The organism is Enterobacter sp. Taxon_8 (genome assembly GCF_058354585.1).
This window is the reverse complement of the sequence record NZ_CM177989.1, coordinates 996870-1013788: the sequence shown is the minus strand read 5'-3', so window position 1 is coordinate 1013788 and position 16919 is coordinate 996870. Positions and strand designations below refer to the sequence as shown.

Sequence of the window (16919 nt, the reverse complement as noted above, 5' to 3'; positions counted from 1 at the left end):
AATAATAAAGCCGTATTTTTTTATAGGGACATGACATGGGAATGAAGATGCCTTACTGGTGGCTCTCGTGCTGCCTGATATCTGTGCCCGCTTTCTGCGCAAATCCGGCGGCCACCATCAATACCGGACAGCTTCGCGAAACGCAGGAACTCCCCTCGCTCAACGGCCGCGTCGCACCTGCGGCTGGCAAAGCCGCCCCCGGTTCATTGCAGCTTGGCGATGCCGTTAACCGCGCCGTCACCTGGCACCCGGCCATCAGCGAAGCCGTGGGAAAACTCTACCAGCAGAGCGAAGAGGTAGACGTCGCTAAGTCAAAATACTATCCGCAGATTAATGCCGGCGTGGACAACGGTTATTCTCACGACGGCGACCAGAACGGCTTTACGCCGTCGCTGGTGCTTTCTCTCTCACAGATGCTCTACGACTTTGGCAAAGTGGCAAGCCAGGTACGCGCCGAGAGCGCCGGCGTTGCCCAGCAGCAGGCCAACGTGCTGGTGAGTATCGACACTATCGCCCACGATACCGCCGTCGCCATGGTGCAGGTGCAAACCTGGCAGCAGATGGTTGAGACCGCTAAAGAGCAGCTCGACGCCCTCTCCTCTATCGGCACGCTGACCCGCCAGCGTAACGACGAAGGGGCCACATCGCTCTCTGACGTGGTGCAGACCGATGCCCGAATCGAAGGCGCGCGAGCCCAGCTGATGCAGTACCAGGCCAGCCTGGACAGCGCCCGCGCCACGCTGATGAGCTTTCTCGGCTGGAACAGCCTGAACGCGATAAGCAATGACTTTCCGCAAAAGCTGGGCCGGAGCTGCGACATCGCCGAGCCGGACGACCGTCTGGTTCCCGCCGTTCTCGCCGCCTGGGCGCAGGCTAACGTCGCCCAGGCTAACCTGGACTATGCCGACGCGCAGATGACGCCAACCGTCTCGCTGGAGCCGGAGGTGCGCCACTACATGAACGATCGCTACGCGGGCAGCGACACGCGGGATCGCACCCAGTATTCCGCATGGGTGAAAGTTCAGATGCCGCTTTATCAGGGCGGCGGCCTCACCGCACGGCGTAACGCTGCCGGACACGCGGTGGAGGCGGCGCAGTCCACCATTCAGCGCACGCGTCTTGATGTCCGCCAGAAATTGCTGGAAGCCCGCAGCCAGGTGATGAGCCTGCAAAGCACGCTGCAAATTCAGGGCCGCCAGGAGGCGCTCAGCGCCCGCACCCGCGAACTGTACCAGCAGCAGTATCTTGACCTCGGCTCGCGCCCGCTGCTCGACGTGCTCAACGCCGAACAGGAGGTTTATCAGGCGCGCTTCACCCAGCAGCAGACCCTCGGTCAGCTGCACCAGCTGCAGCTCAACTGCCTGTATAACACCGGACAGCTGCGTCACGCGTTCGATCTTGATAACCGCACCATCCAGACCGTGGAGATCCAGCCATGAAGCAGCGTGATATCCCGCAAGGTGAAAACATGACGGATGAGGCGCTGGCGCAGTGGGCACAGGCCTTTGGTTTTGTTGCCACGCGCTATCGCGTCGCCTGCTCGCCCGGCGCGCTGATTGCAGGCGCACCCTGGCTGAAAGGCAAACCGATGGTGCCCGCCCTCACCCAGCTGGCCCGCGAAGCAGGGCTGTCGTTTCAGCTCCTTACCGACGATCGACAGGCGATCAACAGCTGGCGTCTGCCGGTTGCCGTAGCGATGAATGACGGCAGGATCGGCGTGATCGAGCATTTCGACGGGGACGATACGCTGGAAGTCAGCTTTTTCGACGACGAGACCTACACCAACCGGCTGTCGATGACGGCGATGCTGCCCGCTATACGCCACGTTATTGCCCTGCGTCCACTCGCCGCGCTGAAGGACAGCCGCGTGGATGCCTATATCTCCAAATATCGTCCGGACTGGCTCTACCGGCTGGTGATGCGCGATCTCCGCCCCTACAGCTGGGTGATGCTCGCCGCGCTGTTTATCAACGTGCTGTCGCTCTCCGGGATCGTCTTTTCCATGCAGGTCTATGACCGGGTGATCCCCGCCCAGTCCTACCCGACGCTGTACGTCCTGACCATCGGGGTGCTGATTGCCACCCTGTTTGGTTTTGTGCTGCGCGTGGCGCGCGGGCACATTATGGATCTGCTGGGCAAGCGCTCGGATATGCGCGTTTCGGATCGCGTATTCGGCCACGCTCTGCGGCTGCGCAACAGCGCGATCCCCCGCTCCACCGGCAGCTTTATCTCACAGCTGCGCGAGCTGGAGCAGATCCGTGAGATGGTGACCTCATCCACCATCTCGACAATTGTCGATTTGCCCTTCTTTTTACTGTTCGTGGTGGTGCTGGCGATCATCGCCCCGCAGCTGGCGTGGATCGCCCCGGTCGCGGCGGTGATCATGGTCCTGCCCGGCCTGCTGCTGCAGAAGAAGCTGGCGGAGCTGGCAAAGCAGTCGGCCCATGAATCAACCCTGCGCAACGCGGTGCTGGTGGAGAGCGTGCAGGGCCTGGAGGACATCAAGCTGATGCAGGCGGAAAACCGCTTTTTGCAGCAGTGGAACAGCTATATCCAGATCACCGCGGAATCCGGCCTGCGCACTCGTGAGCTGACGCAGAACCTGATCAGCTGGGGGATGACCATTCAGAGCCTGGTCTACGCCGGGGTGATTGTTGTCGGCGCGCCGATGGTGATCGACGGTACCCTGACCACCGGCTCGGTGGTCGCCGCGTCGATGCTGGCTTCCCGCATGATCGCCCCAATGGCGACGCTGTGCGGCGTGCTGGCGCGCTGGCAGCAGGTCAAAGCCGCAAAAGAGGGGCTGGACAGCATCATGCAGCTTCCCACCGAAAACCAGCGCGAGGAGACGCCGATCCGCCAGGACGTCCTGCGCGGACACTATCTTTTCGAGCAGGCGCAGTTCCGCTATCAGCCGGACGATCCGCGCATGGCGCTGCGCATTAATCGCCTGGAGATAAGGCCGGGAGAAAAAGTGGCGATCCTCGGGCGCAACGGCGCGGGCAAATCAACCCTGCTGCAGGCGATGGCGGGCGGGATGGACCTGGCGGCGGGCGAACTGCGGCTCGACGGCTTCAGCCTGCCGCATCTCGACGTGGCGGACGTGCGGCGCAACGTCGGCTTTATGACCCAGAACGCGCGGCTGTTTTACGGCACCCTGCGCGAAAACATCACCCTCGGCATGCCGCGCGCCACCGACGAAGAAATTTTCGAGGCGCTGGAGCTGACCGGCGCGGCGGGCTTCGTGCAGAAACTGCCCAAGGGGCTGGACTATCCGATCATGGAAAACGGCGTGGGGCTCTCCGGCGGGCAACGCCAGTCGATTCTGCTGGCGCGAATGCTCCTGCGCGATCCGAATATTGTGCTGATGGATGAACCCACCGCGTCGCTGGATGAGCACACCGAGCGGGAATTCATCCAGCGCCTGGGCGACTGGCTCGGGCATCGCACCCTGATCGTCGCCACGCACCGCGTACCGGTTCTGGAACTGGTGGAGCGCGTCGTGGTGTTAAAAGAAGGCATGCTGGTGATGGACGCGCCAAAAGCCCAGGCGCTGAGCAACAGCCGTATGCAGCAGCAACAGCAGCAGGCAGCAACCGGACGGGAGTGGAAAAATGAAAATCAGTCAGCGTGACGTGGCGGCAATGGACGATCTGGATAACGCCCTCGACTCCGAAAGCGGCTACACCGGCGCGCGCCGGATCGTGATCTTCTCGCTGCTAATGTTTGTAGTGCTGGGCGTCTGGGCATGGTTTGGCGTGCTGGATGAGGTGTCAACCGGTTCGGGTAAAGTGATCCCCAGCTCGCGCGAGCAGGTCTTACAGTCTCTCGACGGCGGGATCCTCACCGAGCTGAACGTCCACGAAGGCGATCAGGTGCAGGCCGGACAGGTGCTGGCGCGGCTTGACCCGACGCGTTCTGAGTCGAACGTCGGCGAAAGCGCGGCGCGCTACCGGGCCTCACTGGCCTCCAGCGCCCGCCTGTACGCCGAGGTAAACGATCTGCCGCTGAAATTCCCGCCTTCGCTGGCGAAATGGCCGGATCTGATTGCCGACGAAACCCGGCTTTACAACTCGCGCCGCGCGCAGCTGGAGGATACCCAGCGGGAGCTTCGCGCCGCGTTAGATCTCGCCAATAAAGAGCTGGCCATTACCCAGCGGCTGGTGAAAACCGGGGCCGCCAGCCACGTGGAGGTGCTGCGCCTGCAGCGGCAGAAAAGCGATCTGGAGCTGAAGCTCACCGACGTGCGCTCGCAGTATTACGTCCAGGCGCGCGAGGCGTTATCCAAAGCCAACGCTGAGGTGGATATGGTTTCAGCCATCCTCAAGGGCCGCCAGGATTCCGTCACCCGTCTGACGGTAAAATCCCCGGTGCGCGGGATCGTGAAAAATATCAAGGTGACCACCATCGGCGGGGTGATCCCGCCCAACGGCGAGCTGATGGAGATTGTGCCGGTGGACGATCACCTGCTGATCGAAACTCGCCTGTCGCCGCGCGATATCGCCTTTATCCACCCGAACCAGGAGGCGCTGGTCAAAATCACCGCCTACGATTACGCCATTTACGGCGGCCTGCACGGGGTCGTTGAGACGATTTCCCCGGATACCATTCAGGATGAGGCCAAGCCGGAGGTGTTCTATTACAGGGTGTTTATCCGCACCAGTCAGGATTACCTGGCCAATAAGGCGGGCAGGCACTTCTCGATTGTACCGGGGATGATTGCGACGGTGGACATTAAGACCGGAGAGAAAACGGTGCTGGATTATCTGATTAAACCGTTCAACCGGGCGAAAGAGGCGCTAAGGGAGCGATAGCCAATCGCCGGGTGGCGGCTGCGCATTACCCGGCCTACATCCCCCCAGGCCCTTGCAAGCGCAGCGCCGCCGGGCATTAAACCGCACGCCAGAACTGGAACCTGCCTCGGAGGATTAATCTTTAGTCATGCATCCCACTTCCCTTCAGCCATCGCCCAGGTAATATTAACCGCAGACGAAACGCACTTGCGCACAGTGCAGGAGTGCATTACTATTCAGTCAGCTTCACGGACTGGAGCTCGCCAGCATTATGATTAGTTATTTTCGGGATCATTGGCTTGAGGATTTTTTTCTTTACGGCAGATCGAGCAATGTTATCCCTTCAAATCTCGAAACAGCGCTTGCGAGAAAGCTCGATATCATCAGGGCAGCAACCTCGCACAGGGATTTGCGATCGCCACCGGGTAATATGTATGAAGCATTGAATCCTCCGCTGAAGGGCTATTCCTCCATCCGGGTAAACAGGCAATACAGGCTCGTATTTCGCTGGACAGAGGGTAAAGCAGAAGATCTGTACCTCTCTCCACACAAGTACACGCAACACAAGTGAGGCATCATCTATGACACTTCAACAGGCACTCCGCAAACCCACCACGCCGGGCGACGTGTTGCAGTATGAGTATCTTGAACCGCTCAATCTGAAAATCAGCGATCTGGCGGAGATGCTCAATGTTCACCGCAACACCATCAGCGCGCTGGTCAATAACAATCGCAAGCTTACTGCCGATATGGCGATCAAGCTGGCAAAAGCCTTTGATACCACGATTGAATTCTGGCTGAACTTACAGCTGAACGTTGATATCTGGGAAGCGCAATCTAACGCCAGGACGCAGGAGGAACTAAGCCGTATAAAGACCGTTGCGGACGTCATGGCTAAGCGAAAATCTGGCCAACCGGATGTAGCCTGACCCGAACAGGCGCGGAGATCTTACTCCGCCGGGCGAGGTGCGGCGCTGTTATACACGCCAATATAACGCGCAAATTTCCCAATAAACACACCGGCAAACACGCCGCCGGAGACGATCGCCAGCGCGCTCATGGCAGGCTGCTGCATCGTCTGGGGAGAGACTGCGCTCATCACGCCCAGCACATACTTTACCCCGAACGCCAGCATCATAAACGGCAGCGCGGTGTAGTCCGCCTGGCGGTAAATACTTCTCGGCGCCTCTGCGCGGGTGATAACCGCCTGCTTAATCAGAACATACCCCAGCGCGGCCCCGGCGAGGATCCCCGCCGTCCACAATGCGACTGTCCCGGGGGTTAACGTGCGGTAAACCACCAGATCGTAGATATCCCAGATTAGAAATATTGCCGGAATGATGGCAAGCCTCTCCAGCGAAACGGTGGCAGGCCTGCGGGCTTTAATGCCGCGAGAGATGAGGAAGATAAACAGCACCCACACCCAGACGGGCGTGTGCGTCACAACACCGATCAGAAATTCAAACATGGAGTTCTCCATGGACGATTGCGGCCCGTGCCGCCCTGAACGCGTATTGCGCATAACGGCAAAACCACCGTTATGCGCAGGTCTTTTACAGCGATTTTTTCAGGCGTTGAACCGCTTCCTTCAGCTCTTCATCCGTTGGGGTGACGAATGACATGCGCAGCGTTGAATGGTCTGGATCATTGCAGTAGAAAAATTCGCCCGGCACAAATACTACGCCGTTACTTAACGTTTTTTCCAGCCAGCGGGTGGTATTACTACCATTTTTCATATTCGCCCACAGGAACATGCCGCCCTTCGGCTTGTGGAAAGACATCACGTCGCCAAGCTCGGCCTCCAGCTCGGTTGCGAACGTCTGGTATTTCTGGCGATAGGCTTCGCGGATCGTTTTAATCTGAGCGGGCAGACGACCGGTTTTCAGGTACTCATACGTCATCAGCTGCGACAGCGTGCTGGTGTGCAGATCGGTGGTTTGCTTAAGGTTCACCACCGCGCGCTTCAGCCATTCCGGTACCACCACCCAGCCCACGCGAGTGCCCGGCGCGAGGATTTTAGAGAAGGTAGAGGTATACACCACGTTCTCTTCGTTGCCGATATCTTTGGCATGAGCAATTAACGGGCGGAAGACTTCATCGGTATAGTTAATTTCGCTATACGGATCGTCTTCGATGATCACGAAGTCATAGCGCTTCGAGAGTTCCACCAGCTGTTTACGACGCGCCTCAGAAAGCGTCACGCCGCCCGGGTTGCCAAACGTCGGGACAATATAGACCGCTTTGATAGTTTTATTTGCCACCAGCACTTCGAGCTCGTCGACCTTCATGCCGTCACCGTCGGTGCCGACGGATTCAAAATTCGCCTGCGCCAGGCCGAATACCTGCAGCGCAGCAAGATAGGTTGGACGCTCGACGACGACAATATCGCCCGGATTAATCAAAGCACGCGCCAGCACGTCGAGGGACTGCTGTGAACCAGAGGTCACGACCACATCATCCGCCTTACAGCGAATGCCTCGCCCCTCGCAAATACGCTGAATCTCTTCCCGCAGTCCCGGCACGCCTTCGGTCAGGCCGTACTGAAATGCCTCGCCAAAATGCTGAGATAACACGGCATCAGCGGCAATTTTCAGGCCTTCGTGATCGAACAAGGCCGGATTCGGAATCCCCCCACCGAGCGAAATGACGCCGGCCATTTTGCTATGTTTTAATAATTCACGGATGGCAGATGATTGCAGGCCCTGCGCGCTGCTGGCGAGTTTACTCACAGACATTCTTTGCTTACCTTCTTTTTTTATAGTGTGCCCAATCTTAGCAGAATATGGGCGATAAATTCCGTAAGCTTAGGCAGTTGACGTAAATCCTGACGCCACAATAAATGCACGGGTCTCGGCGCCGGAATATACTCTTCCAGCACCCGAACCAGCCTGCCGCTTTCCAGATCTTCCGCCACCAGCACCTCCGGCTGCAGCAGCAGTCCCGCTCCGGCTCTCGCGGCCATCCGGAGCCCGTAGCCGTCATTACATTTTAAGACCGCATCCCGCTTCCAGCGCACCTCGCCCTCGACGCCAGGCAGCCGCCACTCGTTGCGCGCGGTCCACACGCTGTGGGACAGGCAGAGATGATCCACCAGATCGGCAGGGGTTTGCGGCGTACCGTAGCGTGCCAGGTAGTCCGGCGCGGCGCAGATAACCATCCGGTAAGGGCAGAGGTATTTCGCCACCAGATCGTCGTTGTGAATGTCGCCAATACGAATGGCCAGATCGATACCCTCCTCCACCAGATCCACCATCCGGTTGGTGAGATCAAGCTCGATGCGCACTTCCGGGTAGCATTGTAAAAAAGAGGCCGTAAGCGGCGCGATCGCGCTGCCGCCAAACGAGGTGGGCGCCGTCACGCGCAGGGTGCCTGACGGTGCGGCGCGCAGGCGTTCCACGGCGCTTTCGGCGATCGCGACCTGCTCCAGCACCCGCTTCGCCTCGTCGAAATAGACCCGTCCGGCGTCGGTCAGGCTCTGGCGCCGCGTGTTACGCTCCAGCAGGCGGGTGCCAAGCTGGGATTCCAGCAGCGCAACGTACTTCCCCACCATCACCGCCGACATCTCGAGCCGTGCTGCCGCGCCGGTGAAGCTGCCGCTTTCAACCACCGCAATAAAGGTCTCCATGCTGCGAAGCTTATCCATATTCCAAACCTCTGGTTAGCAATCTTCTAACTTTAGCCCAGTTTATCCGTATTTTAATTTATTAAAGAATGAAGGCTCACAACAGAAGGAGTCGGCTATGAAAATCGTCATTATTGGTGCCAGCGGTACGGTTGGTCGTGCGGTAACGGAAGAGCTGAGTCGTCGCCACGAGGTCATCCGCGTCGGCCGCACGCAGGGCGACGAGCAGGTAGATATCACCTCTCAGGCGAGCGTTCAGGCGCTGTTCGAGAAAATCGGTCCGGTGGATGCCATTGTGTCCGCCAGCGGTGGCCTCTACTTTGGCCCGCTCGCGACCATGAAAGATAGCGACTTTAACCAGGGGCTACAGGATAAGCTGCTGGGACAGGTGCGCCTGGCGCTGACCGGCCAGCACTACCTGAACGAAGGCGGCTCGATTACGCTGATAAGCGGAATTGTGGCGCACGAGCCGATTGCGCAGGGCGTAAATGCCACCACGGTGAATGCGGCGCTGGAAGGGTTTGTTCGCGCCGCAGCCTGCGAATTGCCGCGCGGGATCCGCATCAACCTGATTAGCCCGACGGTTCTCACCGAATCCGTCGAAACGTACGATGGCTTCTTCCCGGGCTTCGAAAGCGTGCCTGCCGCGACGGTGGCGCAAGCCTATCGCCGCAGCGTGGAAGGCGTGCAGAGCGGGCGGGTATACAAGGTCGGCTACTAAGCCGTGCGCGCGGCGATCGGCACCAGCATCGGGCGTGGAAGCTGCGCTTACCCGGCCTACAGAAGTGCGGCCTGATGCCATCCCCCCTCTCCCACAGGGAGAGGGAGAAATGCACATCAACCCACAACGCCCCAGACGAGGTTGCCCTTGTGGAACGTTGCGGTACGCGGGGAAATGCGCGCCACGGCTTCGGCGGAACAGGAGGCGTCCACCAGCACAAAGCTGGCGTCATCCTGCACTTTCGGCCACACGCGCTCCCCTTTGTCGTTCAGCGGCAGCACGTCGCCGGTCGCAATCCCCAGCGCGCGGGAGAGCGTCTGCTCGTTCGGGCGGATGTAGAGCTGGGCGTAAAGATTGGCTTTCTCCAGCATGTCCCCCAGACCGTACGGCGACCAGTGGTCGATCACGCTGTCGGTGCCGGTCATCACAAACACGCCCTTGTCCCGCAGCTGCTTCAGCGGCATATGCAGGGTGCCAATCGGCACGGTCGAAGCGATGGTCACCTGCTGCGCCGCCATGCGGGTGGCGATCTCATCCACCTGCTGTTCGTTGAGCGTCGCCAGCGCGAAGGCGTGGCTGATGGTGAGTTTCCCCTTCAGCGCCGGCGTTTTCTCCACGGTTTCGACCATGTAGTTCACCGCCGCCACGCCCGCAGGGCTGGTTTCGTGCAGGTGAATGTCCACCCCTTTGTCGTAGTCCAGCGCAATCTGAAACATCAGATCGAGAGATTTCTCCATCGCGCTGTCGACGTTGGTTGGATCCAGCCCGCCCACGTAGTGCGCCCCGGCCTGCATCGCCTCGCGCATCAGCTTTTCAGAATTCGACAGCAGCAGCCCGTGCTGCGGGAAGGCGACGATTTCGCAGTCAAAACCAGGTTTGCGGCGCGCCAGGACCGCCTGCAAATTTTCCAGGTTTTTCAGACCGGAAACCGGCTCAATATTGCAGTGGCTGCGGGCGATGGTGGAGCCTTTCGACTGGATCAGGTCGATCAGCTTTTCCGCACGCTCCTGGGTGTAGGGCTGAAGCTCCGGCAACAGCTTTTGTTCCAGGCGGATCATATCCTGAATCGTGGTGCCCGCCGGGCGGTTGAGCGATCGCCACGGGCCGCCGTAGAAGGTTTTATCCAGGTGGATGTGCATGTCGCGCATTGCCGGGAGCATCAGCTTGTTGCCCGCATCGTAGTGCGGCAGCGTGACGTCGGCGTGGCGCTTGTTGTCGTGCAGGGCGACGATCTTCCCGTCCTTGATCTCCAGCGTTTTCAGCTCGGTACGGGTGCTCGTCGCCACGCCGCCGTGGAAGTTAAACCCGGCTTCGAGCAGCACGTTGTCCAGATAGTAATGTTTCGCGGTGATGGTCATCGGTTTACCCGTCTCGCAGAGTGGCTTTGCGGAGTCAGCAGCATACGCGACGGATCCGGTCGCACCAAACAGCGCGCAGGCGGTCACCATTTTACCGCTCTGGCTGATAAATTCACGGCGGCTTTTGTTTTCACTCATCTTATCTTCCTTCATTTACAATATGGGTACCGGTTTCCCCGCGCAGCGCGGCGGGCAGGCAGTCTGGCGAGGTGATGATCACCCGCTTGCCACCGTGGTGTAAAAATTCCAGCGAGGCGACGATTTTGGGCAGCATGCTGCCCGCCGGGAAATGACCTTCTTCCATGTAGTGCGTCATCTCCGCTACGTCGACGGTCTCCAGCGCCTGTTGATTTGGCTTACCGAAGTTGACACACACCTTTTCCACGCCGGTGGTAATCACCAGCACGTCGGCGCCGATCTCGCGCGCCAGCAGCGCAGTGGAGAGATCTTTATCAATCACCGCGTCGACGCTCTGGTAATCGCCCTGCGCCGAGCGCACCACGGGAATACCGCCGCCGCCCGCGCCGATCACCACGAAGCCTTTTTGCGTCAGTGTCTTGATCGCGTCGGCCTCGACAATGCGCAGCGGCTGCGGGGAGGCCACCACGCGACGATATCCCCGGCCCGAATCTTCAACAAAGTGCCAGTCCGGGTGCGCGAGCTGCAGTTCGTCGCGCTGCGCCTCGCTGAAGAACGCGCCGATCGGCTTCGTGGGGTGCGCAAAGCCGGGATCGTTTTTATCCACTTCCACCTGCGTGACGACCGTGACCGCCTTTTGCTCGCCGCGCGCGGCAAGGCGGTTGTTCAGCGCCTGCTGGATCAGGTAGCCAATGCCGCCCTGGGTGTCCGCCACGCAGTTTGCCAGCGGCGTCAGAGGGAGCCCTTCCCGCTCGTGGGCGATTTCAGCGCGGCGCAGATCCAGCCCCACCTGCGGACCGTTGCCGTGGGTAAGCACGATGTCATAGTCGGAGGCCAGCATTTCGAGCACCGACTCTGCCACCGCTTTGACCGCCTGCGCCTGATGTTCAACCGACTGGCTGGCGTTGTCTTTGATAATGCTGTTGCCGCCGATGGCAACGACCATAAGCTCTTTCATACGTGTTCCTTCGCAACATTACCCGACGCAGCGCTCGCAACTTCCCGGCTGTCGAGAAAATGCTTCACCACAAACATGCCGCCCATCATCAGATACGCGGTGACGAACATCAGCGAACTGCCTTCGGCAAAACCCACCACCGGGGCGTGGATCACCCCGAACAGCGCCAGCAGTGCCCCGCCCGCCGCGGCCACGGCTCCGCGCAGCGGTTTGTTGATAATGGCAAAGATGGCGATACAGCCCCACAGCATGCTGGCAAGCGGTGCCCCGTTCCCCAGATGGACTAATCCTTCGTAGTAGATCCCTTTGCTGTGCAGCACGTCGGTACCGATTTTGGCGGCATTCGTGCCCGCCGCTCCCATCACGCTGTTCATCATGGTCAGCGCCCAGTTGGCGATCCACGGGAACAGGCAGATGAAGATCACGGGCACTTCCACCTTCGGCGTTTCCCTCACCACCTGGTTGGCGGTGACCACGCCGATAAACACCAGAATCGGCACGATGGCGGTCATCGGAATGATGGCGAGCATAAACGCCCCCAGCCCGAAAAGCGGCACAATGAACATGGTCACGCCGGAGGCCAGCGTGTAGCCGATGCTGGCCCCCATCGCTTTCCAGCCGGGATGGCCGACGTAAACCGTCACCGGGAACGGGTTCCCCATCAGGCAGCCGAGCATGGAGGCCAGACCGTTCGCCAGCATGACTTTACGCGTCGGGTATTCATCCCCCGCCGCGTGGGCGCTTTCGATGTTCTCAAGGTCAAAGATGTAGTTCGCCAGCCCCAGCGGTACGGCAGAGGCAAGATACGGCAGCGCGTGCGGCAGGCCCTGCAGGAAGCCTTCTACGTGCACCTGCGGCGGGTTAAAGCCGAAGGATGACATGGACGCTTTAATCGCTTCCGGGCTCTGCAGGCCGGAGATCCACGCCAGTGCGGTACCGGCTATCAGCAACAGCAGGCCGGTAGGGATTCTGGCGAAAATCGGCTTTTTGCCGAACCAGTTGATGAAGATCAGCAGCAGGACGATGAACGATACTGTCGGCGCTTCAAACGCCTGCAGCATCGGGTTCATCGCCAGCAGCAGCAGTCCTAAACCGGACAGGCATGACAGCAGCACGGTGCGCGGGATCATCTTGCGGATGGTTTCGCCCAGGAATGAACCGCCCGCAAGAATCATCGCCTCAACGAAGCACCAGACCAGGCCAATCTGAATAGCAAACTCCGCATCGCCCGTTTGCTGATACACCGGCATCAGCACCAGGAAGGTCACGGTAAAAATTGACGGCGCGCTGGGGCCGGACGGCAGCGCGGTGACGTCCGTGCGCCCGGTCTGGCGCGCCATCTGCATGCCGAACCACGCGTAGCAGATACTCGCGGCCAGCACCGCCAGCCCGAAGGCCGGCGCGATGCGTCCATAAACAATCTCCTTCGGGATGCCGACGACAAAAATGAGCAACCCCATCATGGTCAGCAAATTGGTCAGGTTGTTGGTCATCAACCCGAAATAAGCCGCCCAGTCACCTCTTTTCCACTCCAGTTTCATGTTTTTCATGGATGCATGCCTTATAAAAAGTAGCGATCGCGGAAGGTCAACAGCGCCTTTTCAAAACAGCTAAACGGCGGGTGAACGATGCCCGCCCCAATCATGCCGATGCCCGCGTCTTTGTGTGCAATGGCGGTATTGATGACCGGCAGAATGCCGCTGCCAGCGACCTTCGTGATGTCGATGGCGGTTGGAATGCCCATAAACGAGAGCAGCGGAATGGTGACGTTCGGATTTTCGCCGAGGGTGATTTCGCGCATCTGGCGGGAGAAGTCGATGGCTTCCTCCACCGTCCCGCCCACCAGGGCGACAATCGCCGGGGCCGTCGCCATCGCAAAGCCGCCGATGCCGTAGGTTTCGGTGATCGCGCTGTCGCCGATATCCAGCCCGGAATCTTCCGGCTTATAGCCCGCGAACATCGGGCCGATCACCTGCTGCGCCGGGCCGGTGAACCACTGCCCCGGAAGCCCCGAAACGCGCAGGCCGAATTCGTAGCCGTTGCGCGCCATGGTGGTAACCACGGTGCTGTATTCAATGCCGTGGGCGGCGTCCAGCGCGGCTTTACACATCGCCATCCACGTCGGGCCGGAGAAGTAGTCGCTGCTGGCAACAAACTCGAACACCTCGCGCTGCTGCTCCACCGGATAGCCCGCCTGAATTAGCCCCGGCGTCAGCGCCTGGATCAGCAGCGTGGTGCCCGCGTTATTGCGGTTGTGGCACTCGTCGCCCATGTGCAGCGCCTGGGCCAGCATCAGGCGCAGGTCGATTTCGCCGATAATCTTCATCGCGTCGCGCAGCATCGGGCCGAGCACGTCGCGCATCCAGTTCAGTCGGTCAATGACGCTCTGGTCGTTGGCCCCCATGCGCAGGATCTTCGCCATCTGCTCGCTAAGGTTGGTGAACGCGCGGTTGCCGTAGGTTTTGTTCTCAACGATGTGCATAAACATCGACGCGGAGGTGACGCCCGCCATGGAGCCCACGCAGTCGTGCTCGTGGCACGGCGAGAAGGCGATCTCCCCGGAGGCGGCAAGTCGCGCCGCGTCGTCCAGATCCTTCGCCAGCCCTTCAAACACCAGCGCCCCGGTGACCGCGCCCTTCATCGCGCCGCACATGTTTTCCCAGGAGACAGGCGGACCGGCGTGCAGAATGGTGGTGCGGGTCATCCCCGGCACAACGTTAATCGCCTGGTCATAGCCCACCAGTACCGGATGAGACTGAATAATGCGCTCAAGGGCGATTTGGTTGGCGGCGGCGATTTTCTCCGCCAGCGGTTTTTCCGCCAGCTGGTCGAGCGCTTCAACGACCTGCATATTGCCCTGCCCCGGCGGCGTCCAGTCGAGCTGGGTCACGGGAACGTGCTGCTTTTTAAGATCGTCGCTGAACATCGCGAGACCCACGTTAATGACGCTCAGCGGCTGGTTAAATAAGGTGGTCATTATGCGTTCTCCCCTTTGCAGACAAATTCGCGTGCCAGTAATCCGGTATTGGTGCTGCTGCTGGCCCAGATGACGCCGGCGTCGGTCAGCAGCTGACACTGCTGCGCCAGCGACTGCGGATCCTGGTCGGTGCCGAGCACGTAGCCGAGGATCTCCAGCGGACGGTTATCGGCCTTCGCGATGGCCTGTGCTTCTTTAATGGCGTCGATCATCACGCCGACCGGATCCTCGTGGGCGCCGAAGCCGAGCACAAAGTCCATCACAATCACCCCGACTTCCGGGTCGCGAGCCTCCTGCAGCAGGCGGCTGATGCGGTTGGTCGGGTCAATCATCGGGTGCGGCTTGCCGTTGGTGAAATCGTCATCGCCAAAATCGAGGAAAGTGTGGGCTTTACTGACGCTGATGTCGCTCAGGCGCTTAGCCGGATCCGGCTGGATGTTGCTGTAAACGTCGTCGAATTTCGCAAGCGCGGCAAACATCGCCTCGTCGCACAGGGTGCCGCCGCAGAACAGGCCGCGAATGTACTTCTGCTGCGGGGTCAGGCGAGCGCGCACCTCTTCAATTAATGGCCAGTTGAGCGGGTGCAGATCGAGGGACTCTTTTTTGATGCCGGTGAGCAGGACGGCCTTCAGCGCCGCCTCTTTGGTGCCGCGCGCAAACTGAAGTCCGTCCTCATCGGCGGGCGGTTCATTGCGACCGAGGAAGCACGCGATCACGGGCTTACGACAGGCGCGCGCGCGGGCCAGCACTTTCTCCGCCACCGCTGGCGCGGGCGGCTTGGAGATCAGCGCAATCACTTCTGTACCCTCGTCGGCTTCCAGCATTTCAATGGCGTCAAGCATCATCAGGCCGCCGATCTTCTCGCTGAGATCGCGTCCGCCGGTGCCGATCAGCTGCGACACGCCGCCGCCGAATTCGTGAATACGCACGCTCAGCTCCTGGCTGCCGGTGCCGGATGCGCCGACGATACCAATCGGTCCGCGACGCACCGCGTTGGCGAAGCACAGTCCCGCGCCGTTGATGATGGCGGTGCCGCAGTCCGGCCCCATCATCAGCAGCCCTTTCCGGTGAGCGAGCTTCTTCAGCGCCAGCTCGTCGTCAAGCGACACGTTATCGGAAAACAGCATCACGTTGAGATCGTTTTCCAGCGCCTGACGCGCTTCGCGGGCGGCGAAGGTACCGTTGACGGAAATGACCGCGAGGTTACTGTCCGGGCGATGGGTTTTGGCGCTGGCAATCGTCGCGTAGCGCGCTTCATGGGAGCCCGCGCTCTCTTTACGCGTGAACAGCGCTTCAATAGCGGCCAGCGTTTCTTCATTCGCCGCGTCGCCTTTAATGACGATCATCAGGTCACCGTTTTTCGCCTCATTTAATTCCGGCGTTAAAAGCCCGAGGTTTTTTAAAACGCCCTTATTCATTTCCGTTGCCATGGCGACAAAGGCCTGTTCGACGCCCGGCAATTTATTGGCTTTAGTGGAAACGGACATTAATGATACGGAGTCAAAATAGGTGTTCTTTTTAATCACGATTTTCGTTGGCATTATTTGCACCTGTTCGCGGATAAAAGGGGGCCGCCGTCGTGCAAAATGCACGTCGGTAAAAATGTTTTATTTAATTAGCGGCCAGCCGGAACGGGCTGACCGACCGTCTTACGCGCCCGCCGCCGCCAGCAGGTCTGCAATCTCAGTGAAGCCTTTCTCCCGCGCCAGTTCGAGCGGGGTTTTGCCGTATTTGTCGGTCATATGCGGGTTCGCGCCGTGCTCGAGCAGCAGCTTCACGATCGCCTGCTGCTTTGCGCCGCCGTCGTTGAGTACGATGGCTTCCAGCAGCGGCGTCCAGCCGACAAAATTGGTGTGGTTAACGTTGATATCGGTTTTTTCCAGCAGCTCGCGGACGATCTCCACGTGCCCTTTTTCACTGGCAGGCGTAATGCCCACGCCGCCAAAACGCGTCAGACGGTCGAGATCCGGGTTCGCGGGTAATACCAGCCGCAGGAGAGTTAAATCGTTCGTCAGGCAGCTAATCAGGAAAGGGTTAAAGCAGGTCTGATCCTGTTTATCAATATCCGCCCCGGCGGCAATTAAGAACTCCACGCAGGCATAATGTTTTTTCAGGCTGGCAATAATAACGGCGGTTCTTTTCTGGCGGTTCGTGGCGTTAATATCCACGCCCTTCTCCAGACAGGCTTTTAGCGCATCGCTATTGCCCTCTTCTGCCGCCAGCAAAAATTCCGTAACCAGTTCAGTTGCAGACATATTCAGACTCCCGATGTTTTTATTTCTGTTGACCTGAGAATAGCAACAGCCTGGTCATAAAAGAATCCGCTTAAAAATGATTCATCGACAGACAATT

15 protein-coding genes are annotated in these 16919 nt (G+C 59.6%); 6 read left to right on the top strand and 9 right to left on the bottom strand.

Going from position 1 to position 16919, the window contains the following annotated elements:
• Positions 1–35 precede the first annotated feature (35 nt).
• The 5 genes from AC4IBF_RS04890 (at position 36) to AC4IBF_RS04870 (ending at position 5722) form a co-directional block, all read left to right on the top strand.
• Positions 36–1439 (top strand): TolC family outer membrane protein, encoded by a 1404-nt coding sequence (locus tag AC4IBF_RS04890; RefSeq protein WP_111965879.1) that lies wholly within the window; start codon positions 36–38, stop codon positions 1437–1439.
• Positions 1436–3634, top strand: a complete 2199-nt coding sequence (locus tag AC4IBF_RS04885) for a type I secretion system permease/ATPase (RefSeq protein ID WP_491463176.1) — start codon at positions 1436–1438, stop codon at positions 3632–3634. Before AC4IBF_RS04890 ends, AC4IBF_RS04885 begins: the two co-directional genes overlap by 4 nt.
• A 10-nt stretch (positions 3635–3644) precedes the next feature.
• On the top strand, positions 3645–4814 hold the full coding sequence (locus AC4IBF_RS04880; protein WP_491463313.1) for a beta-barrel domain-containing protein: 1170 nt from the start codon (positions 3645–3647) through the stop codon (positions 4812–4814).
• A gap of 250 nt (positions 4815–5064) precedes the next feature.
• Positions 5065–5364, top strand: a complete 300-nt coding sequence (locus AC4IBF_RS04875) for a type II toxin-antitoxin system RelE/ParE family toxin (RefSeq protein ID WP_136195161.1) — start codon at positions 5065–5067, stop codon at positions 5362–5364.
• 10 nt (positions 5365–5374) lie between these two features.
• Positions 5375–5722 (top strand): HigA family addiction module antitoxin, encoded by a 348-nt coding sequence (locus tag AC4IBF_RS04870; RefSeq protein WP_063408808.1) that lies wholly within the window; start codon positions 5375–5377, stop codon positions 5720–5722.
• 20 nt (positions 5723–5742) lie between these two features.
• On the opposite strand, the gene AC4IBF_RS04865 is transcribed toward AC4IBF_RS04870, so the two are convergent.
• From AC4IBF_RS04865 to AC4IBF_RS04855, 3 genes are all read right to left on the bottom strand, one after another.
• Positions 5743–6261 (bottom strand): DUF6622 family protein, encoded by a 519-nt coding sequence (locus tag AC4IBF_RS04865; protein WP_115876108.1) that lies wholly within the window; start codon positions 6259–6261, stop codon positions 5743–5745.
• A gap of 85 nt (positions 6262–6346) precedes the next feature.
• The gene (locus AC4IBF_RS04860; RefSeq protein ID WP_252093580.1) at positions 6347–7528 is read right to left on the bottom strand and encodes an aminotransferase-like domain-containing protein; all 1182 of its coding nucleotides are present in this window, start codon (positions 7526–7528) and stop codon (positions 6347–6349) included.
• A 20-nt stretch (positions 7529–7548) separates the two neighbouring features.
• A complete protein-coding gene (locus tag AC4IBF_RS04855) occupies positions 7549–8436 on the bottom strand; it encodes a LysR family transcriptional regulator (protein WP_136195158.1) in 888 nt (295 codons plus the stop codon).
• Between the two features lie 97 nt (positions 8437–8533).
• On the opposite strand from AC4IBF_RS04855, the gene AC4IBF_RS04850 reads away from it, so the two are divergent.
• Positions 8534–9136 carry a short chain dehydrogenase gene (locus AC4IBF_RS04850; RefSeq protein WP_023308908.1) on the top strand — a complete coding sequence of 201 codons (603 nt, stop codon included), beginning with the start codon at positions 8534–8536 and terminating at the stop codon, positions 9134–9136.
• A gap of 116 nt (positions 9137–9252) precedes the next feature.
• Here AC4IBF_RS04850 and AC4IBF_RS04845 read toward each other — a convergent pair whose 3' ends face one another.
• The 6 genes from AC4IBF_RS04845 to AC4IBF_RS04820 all read right to left on the bottom strand — a co-directional run bounded on the left by AC4IBF_RS04845 (position 9253) and on the right by AC4IBF_RS04820 (position 16822).
• A complete protein-coding gene (locus AC4IBF_RS04845; protein ID WP_252093581.1) occupies positions 9253–10632 on the bottom strand; it encodes an amidohydrolase family protein in 1380 nt (459 codons plus the stop codon).
• A gap of 1 nt (position 10633) precedes the next feature.
• Positions 10634–11590 (bottom strand): carbamate kinase family protein, encoded by a 957-nt coding sequence (locus AC4IBF_RS04840; protein ID WP_133295008.1) that lies wholly within the window; start codon positions 11588–11590, stop codon positions 10634–10636.
• Positions 11587–13140 (bottom strand): xanthine permease, encoded by a 1554-nt coding sequence (locus AC4IBF_RS04835; RefSeq protein WP_115876113.1) that lies wholly within the window; start codon positions 13138–13140, stop codon positions 11587–11589. The genes AC4IBF_RS04840 and AC4IBF_RS04835 overlap by 4 nt, the downstream gene beginning before the upstream one ends.
• A gap of 11 nt (positions 13141–13151) precedes the next feature.
• Entirely contained in the window at positions 13152–14567 is a 1416-nt protein-coding gene (locus AC4IBF_RS04830) for a YlbE family protein (protein WP_491463175.1), read from the bottom strand.
• On the bottom strand, positions 14567–16108 hold the full coding sequence (gene fdrA, locus AC4IBF_RS04825) for an acyl-CoA synthetase FdrA (RefSeq protein WP_271369192.1): 1542 nt from the start codon (positions 16106–16108) through the stop codon (positions 14567–14569). Before fdrA ends, AC4IBF_RS04830 begins: the two co-directional genes overlap by 1 nt.
• 108 nt (positions 16109–16216) lie before the next feature.
• A complete protein-coding gene (locus AC4IBF_RS04820; protein ID WP_320739566.1) occupies positions 16217–16822 on the bottom strand; it encodes an ankyrin repeat domain-containing protein in 606 nt (201 codons plus the stop codon).
• Between the last annotated feature and the right edge of the window lie 97 nt (positions 16823–16919).